The organism is uncultured Aureimonas sp. (assembly GCF_913775355.1).
GTDB lineage: Bacteria > Pseudomonadota > Alphaproteobacteria > Rhizobiales > Rhizobiaceae > Aureimonas.
The window spans coordinates 1-5,749 of record NZ_CAJYIU010000009.1; the positions used below are offsets into that span (position 1 = coordinate 1).

The following is a 5,749-nucleotide window of genomic DNA, read 5'->3' on the forward strand; positions in this document are numbered from 1 at the left end:
CAGGGCCGTGGGCTTCCTCTGCGTCCAGGCGTCGCTCATCGTCTCTACTCCTTGAGATCCTTCGGGGGCCATCGGCGCGTGGAGCGCGGGCGCACCCTTCCGGAGCGTCCATATCGCGCCATCGGCCCTTCGGCGCAACCCTTCGCGTGGCCGAGCGCCCGGATCATGCATGACTGTGGAGCATGGCAGGCGTGCGCTTGCCAAAGTCCGCAGGCGTCATTAATCCTTCATCAACCTTGATCGCGGCGGCGGCCGGCAGAGCCATGCGGCGATCGGTGAACGCCTTGAGTTATCCACGGGATTCGACAAGCGCCAGGGCTGCGGACCGCTTCCGGTCATCCGAAACCACACCATTTTCCCACAAGCTGACACGATCATTCTCGTCCGTCTCGGACGGGAGGGGATCGACCCGCGCAAGATAGCGCCGCAAAGGCGCCCGCGCGGACGAACAGGACGAGTTGGAATGCGCGATCAGATCGCAGACGCATTGCAGGCGGCCATGGCCAGCGGCGACAAACGCCGCATCGCGACGCTTCGGCTGGTCGCCGCTGGTCTCAAGGACAAGGAGGCGGCGTTCCGCGAGGCCGGCAAGGGCCGCCCCGAGGACGCCGACATCGTGGGCTTCCTCCACTGCATGATCCGCCACCGCGAGAGCGCCGAGACGACGCTTCGCGAGGCCGGCCGGGTCGAGGAGGCTGCCGCAGAGCACGCCACCGCCGAGATGATCCGCAGCCTGCTTCCGGCGCCCGTGCCGAGCGGCGAGATCGAGGCGGCGTGCCGGCAGATCGTATCCGACACCGGCTCGAAGGGCCTGCGCGATGTCGGCCGCTGCATGAATGCGCTGAAGGAGCGCTATCACGACAAGCTGAACCTCATCGAGGCCGGCAGCGTGATGCGCGGGCTCCTCAGCTAGCCGCGCGCCGCGAGCACCTTTTCCCAGTCCGCCCTCGCAAGCCGATGGCACTGCCAGTCCGTCGGCTGGCCCGACAGGTCGAGCCGCGCGTCGTAGGCATGAACCGCCCCGAGCTTGGCGGTCGCCTTCTGCGAGCGGATGTTGCTCGGCGCGATGTGGAACCAGACCTCGTCGAAGTGCCGGAAGGCGTGGGTGAGCATCAGCGTCTTCCACTCGAAGTTCGCCGGGCCGCCCCAGTGGCTGCGGTCGAGGAAGGTGAAGCCGATCGCGATCGAGCCCGGCTGATCGGGCGGCACGTAGAACCGCGATCCGCCGACGATCCGTCCCTCCTCGCGGTCCTCCACCGCGACCGCGCCGCCGAGCGCCACCAGCGTCGCGAAGAACGGCTCGAACACCTCGCGCTTCCAGCGCTCCTTCGCGGGGTGGCCGGCCCAGGTCTCGGGGTCGGACGCCGCGGCGTGGAGGCCGTCGAGATCGTCCGGCACGAGCTTTCGAACCGTCAGGCGCGGACCGACGAGCGTCGCGCCGGGGTCGAAGGTCGCGGCGTTCATCCCGCGGACTTCTCGGCGAGTTCGCGCGCCGCCGCCTCGTGGTAGCGGATTACCTCGCGCACCACGAAGGCGAGGTACTTCTCGGCGAAATCCGGGTCGAGCTGGGCGGAAGCCGCCAGGTCGCGCAGGCGCGCCACCTGTCGCTTCTCGCGCGCCGGGTCGGCGGGCGGCAGATCGTTTTCGGCCTTCAGGACGCCGACGCGCTGGGTGCAACGGAAGCGCTCGGCCAGCATATGGACGATCGCCGCGTCGATGTTGTCGATCGAGTTCCGCAGCGACTGCAGCTCGGGCAGGATGGCGGGGGTCTGGTCCATGGGCTCTGGTGTCCGGCGTTTCTCTCCGGCCTCTGGATTAAGCGCCCGGCCACGATCCGTCAAAGCCGGAGGGCGCCTGTGGAACGAGGTGGACAAGCGGCGGACCCGGCGAAACCTATGGCATTCGGCGCCGCGTGAGCCGATATGAACTCCATGCGCTTTCCGCCCCAGTTCCTCGACGAAATCCGTGCCCGCATTCCGATCTCGGACGTGATCGGGCGGCGCGTCGTCTGGGATCGTCGCAAGACCCAGTCGTCGAAGGGCGACTGGTGGGCGTGCTGTCCCTTCCACGGCGAAAAGTCGCCCTCGTTCCACTGCGAGGATGCCAAGGGGCGCTACCACTGCTTCGGCTGCGGCGTCTCGGGCGACCATTTCCGCTTTCTCACCGAACTCGAGGGCATGAGCTTCCCCGAGGCTGTCGAGCGGTTGGCCGGCGAGGCGGGCCTGCCGATGCCTGCGCGCGACCGCGAGGAGGAGAAGCGTCAGGACGCCCAGGCGACGCTCCTCGATGCGCTGCGCCTGTCGGCCGAGTTCTTCCGGCAGACGCTTCAGGAGTCAGACGGTGCGAAGGCGCGCGCCTACCTGCGCGACCGGGGTCTCAATCCGGTCGTCCAGAAGACGTTCGGCATCGGCTACGCGCCCGACAGTCGAAACCGGCTGAAGGAGTTCCTCGCGGGTCGGGGAGTAGGCAAGGCCGAGATCGAGGGCGCCGGCATGGTGGTGCACGGCGAGGGGATCGCGGTCTCCTACGACCGGTTCCGCGATCGCGTGATGTTCCCGATCCTCGACGTCCGCGAGCGGCCGATCGCTTTCGGCGGGCGGGCGCTGGCCGCCGGCGTTCCCGCCAAATACCTCAACTCGCCGGAGACCGACGTCTTCCATAAGGGGCAGGTGCTCTACAACCTCGCCTCCGCCCGGCGGGCGTCCAAGGGTTCGAACACGCTGATCGTGGCCGAAGGCTACATGGACGTGATCGCGCTGCACCAGGGCGGCTTCGAGAACGCGGTCGCTCCGCTCGGCACGGCGCTGACCGAGCGCCAGCTCGACCTTCTCTGGCGCACGGTGCCCGAGCCGATCCTCTGCTTCGACGGCGACGCGGCGGGCCTGAAGGCGGCCAACCGCGCGGCGGAACTGGCGCTGCCTCTCCTGCGTCCCGGCCGCTCCCTGCGCTTCGCGCTCCTGCCGGAGGGCAAGGATCCCGACGATCTCCTGCGCGCATCGGGCCCGGAAGCCATGCGTGAGGTGCTCGACCGCGCCCGACCGCTCGCCGACCTCGTCTGGATGCGCGAGACCGGGGGCGGCAGCTTCGACACGCCGGAGCGCCGCGCCGAGCTGGAAGGCCGCCTCAAGGCCATGATGCGCCAGATCGGCGACGAGAGCGTGCGCCGCCATTACCTCCAGGACGTCGAGGAGCGGCTGGCCGGCTTCTTCGGCCCCGCGCCCTCGCGCGGTGGCGGGGGGCGGGGGGACTGGAACAACCGACGGCGCGACGATGGGCGTGGCGGCGGCGGCGGCGGTGGGGGCGCACGCCGGAGCGCGGCGCCGGGGGCCGGCCGCCGGTCGCCGGTATCGGACCGCCTTGCGCGCAGCGCGCTGCTGGGCGGCGGCGCGCGGACGAGCGCCGCGCCGATGCGCGAGATGTCGATCCTCGTCGGCTTCGTGAACCACCCGCTGCTCCTGCGCGAGGCCTTCGATTATTTCGCCGACCTCGAACTGACGAGCCCCGAACTCGAGCGGCTGCGCTCAGCGGTGATCGACGTCTATGCCGACGGCCAGCCGCATTCGCGCGACGAGATTCTCGCCGAGCTCGACCGGCGCATGCTGCTGGAGCCCTTCCAGGCCTGCGAGGCCAAGCTCCAGGCGGTGCGGCTCTGGAGCTTCCTGCCGCAGGCGGCGCTGGAGGATGCCCGCGAGGCGGTGCGCCAGGCGCTCCACTTGCAGCACCGATACCTGTCACTACATAGGGAGCTCCGGGCGGCCGAGGCCGCGCTGGCGACCGACGGCGACGAGCTCGCGCATGCGCAGCTTGTCGAGATCCATCGGGAAATCAACAATTTGGCGGGAACCGAGGCGCTGATAGACGGGTTTGGACTGCTGTCTGGCCGGCCGGCCAAGGGTATCTGAAATCCCGTCGGCGATCCCCGCGACTCTGGGGCGCCGGCTCCACCAATTCATCCGCGATGCTTCAAACCCTTGACTTCGCGGCAGGAAAGACGAAACACGCATCGGCCGGACGCCGGCGCCCGCTCGACGGGGGCTCGGCTCATCCGCCGGTTGGACATGGTTTGAACCGACCGATCGACCGCGACCCGCCGGGGGTCATGGTTAATCGATCATTCACGGCCGGCGGTTAAGGCTGGCGGGAATGGGCGCGGGAGGCGCCGCTTTCCGCAAGCGACCGCGCCAGATGGAGACGAATGCACATGGCGACGAAAGTCAAGGAAGGCGAGGCCGCCGTCGAGGAGCGTCAGGAGACGCCTGACAGTCCTCTGCTGGACCTGTCGGACGACGCCGTCAAGAAGATGATTAAGGCCGCGAAGAAGCGCGGCTTCGTGTCGATGGACAAGCTGAACTCGGTCCTGTCGGCCGAGGACGTGACCTCCGAGCAGATCGAAGACCTCATGTCGATGCTGTCCGACATGGGCATCAACGTCGTCGAGGACGAGGAAGGCGAGAACGAGGAGGAGAAGGAGTCCGAGGAGTCCGGCTCGACCGAGGTCGCCGAGGCCACGACGGGCGCCGTCGCCACTACGACCAAGAAGGAAACCTCCGACCGGACCGACGACCCTGTGCGCATGTACCTGCGCGAGATGGGCTCGGTCGAGCTTCTGTCGCGCGAGGGCGAGATCGCCATCGCCAAGCGCATCGAGGCCGGTCGCGAGACGATGATCGCGGGCCTCTGCGAGAGCCCGCTGACCTTCCAGGCCATCATCATCTGGCGCGAGGAGCTGAACGAGGGCAACATCATGCTCCGCGAGGTCGTCGACCTCGAGGCGACCTATGCCGGCCCCGAGGCCAAGATGCCGTCGGCCCCGGTCGAGGGCGGCGAGGCGGGCGGCGTGCCGGCGCCCAACGGCGAGCTGCGCCCCGGCGAGGAGGAAGAGGACGACGAGGACGACCTCGAGAACTCGCTCTCGCTCGCCGCAATGGAGGCCGAGATCCGTCCGCAGGTCATGGAGACCTTCGACGCGATCGCCGAGAACTACAAGCGCCTGCGCAAGCTGCAGGACCAGCAGGTCGAGAACCGTCTTGCCGCGCAGGGCACGCTGTCGTCCTCGCAGGAGCGCTCCTATCGCAAGCTGAAGGAAGACCTCGTCGCCGCGGTGAAGGGCCTGTCCCTCAACCAGAACCGCATCGACGCGCTGGTCGCCCAGCTCTACGACATCAACAAGCGGCTCGTCGGCAACGAGGGCAAGCTCCTGCGCCTCGCTGAAAGCCACGGCGTGAAGCGCGACGAGTTCCTGCATACCTATCAGGGCTCGGAGCTCGACCCGAACTGGACGCAGTCGATCGCGAACCTCTCGGGCAAGGGCTGGCTGAAGTTCGTCCAGAACGAGAAGGACGGCATCCGGAACCTCCGCCAGGAGATCCAGAACCTCGCCACCGAGACGGGCCTTGAGATCACCGAGTTCCGCCGCATCGTCCACATGGTGCAGAAGGGCGAGCGCGAGGCCCGGCAGGCCAAGAAGGAGATGGTCGAGGCGAACCTGCGCCTCGTGATCTCGATCGCGAAGAAGTACACCAACCGCGGCCTGCAGTTCCTGGACCTCATCCAAGAGGGCAACATCGGCCTGATGAAGGCCGTCGACAAGTTCGAGTACCGCCGCGGTTACAAGTTCTCGACCTATGCGACATGGTGGATCCGGCAGGCGATCACCCGCTCGATCGCCGACCAGGCGCGCACGATCCGCATTCCGGTGCACATGATCGAGACGATCAACAAGATCGTGCGCACCTCGCGCCAGATGCTG

The 5,749-nt window shown here is 68.1% G+C and carries 5 protein-coding genes; 3 read left to right on the plus strand and 2 right to left on the minus strand.

What is annotated here, in order from left to right; all coding sequences use genetic code 11:
* Positions 1-463: 463 nt before the first annotated feature.
* Positions 464-913 (plus strand): GatB/YqeY domain-containing protein, encoded by a 450-nt coding sequence (locus QZ753_RS00800; protein ID WP_294640326.1) that lies wholly within the window; start codon positions 464-466, stop codon positions 911-913.
* On the opposite strand, the gene QZ753_RS00805 is transcribed toward QZ753_RS00800, so the two are convergent.
* Positions 910-1,464 carry a GNAT family N-acetyltransferase gene (locus QZ753_RS00805; RefSeq protein ID WP_294640328.1) on the minus strand — a complete coding sequence of 185 codons (555 nt, stop codon included), beginning with the start codon at positions 1,462-1,464 and terminating at the stop codon, positions 910-912. The two genes, QZ753_RS00800 and QZ753_RS00805, sit on opposite strands and share 4 nt — an antisense overlap.
* On the minus strand, positions 1,461-1,778 hold the full coding sequence (locus tag QZ753_RS00810) for a chorismate mutase (RefSeq protein WP_055890081.1): 318 nt from the start codon (positions 1,776-1,778) through the stop codon (positions 1,461-1,463). The genes QZ753_RS00805 and QZ753_RS00810 overlap by 4 nt, the downstream gene beginning before the upstream one ends.
* A gap of 153 nt (positions 1,779-1,931) precedes the next feature.
* Here QZ753_RS00810 and dnaG point away from each other — a divergent pair, with 153 nt between their 5' ends.
* A complete protein-coding gene (dnaG, locus tag QZ753_RS00815) occupies positions 1,932-3,902 on the plus strand; it encodes a DNA primase (RefSeq protein ID WP_294640332.1) in 1,971 nt (656 codons plus the stop codon).
* 299 nt (positions 3,903-4,201) lie between these two features.
* Positions 4,202-5,749: RNA polymerase sigma factor RpoD (rpoD, locus tag QZ753_RS00820; RefSeq protein ID WP_294640334.1), on the plus strand; the 1,548-nt coding region annotated here is incomplete at its 3' end.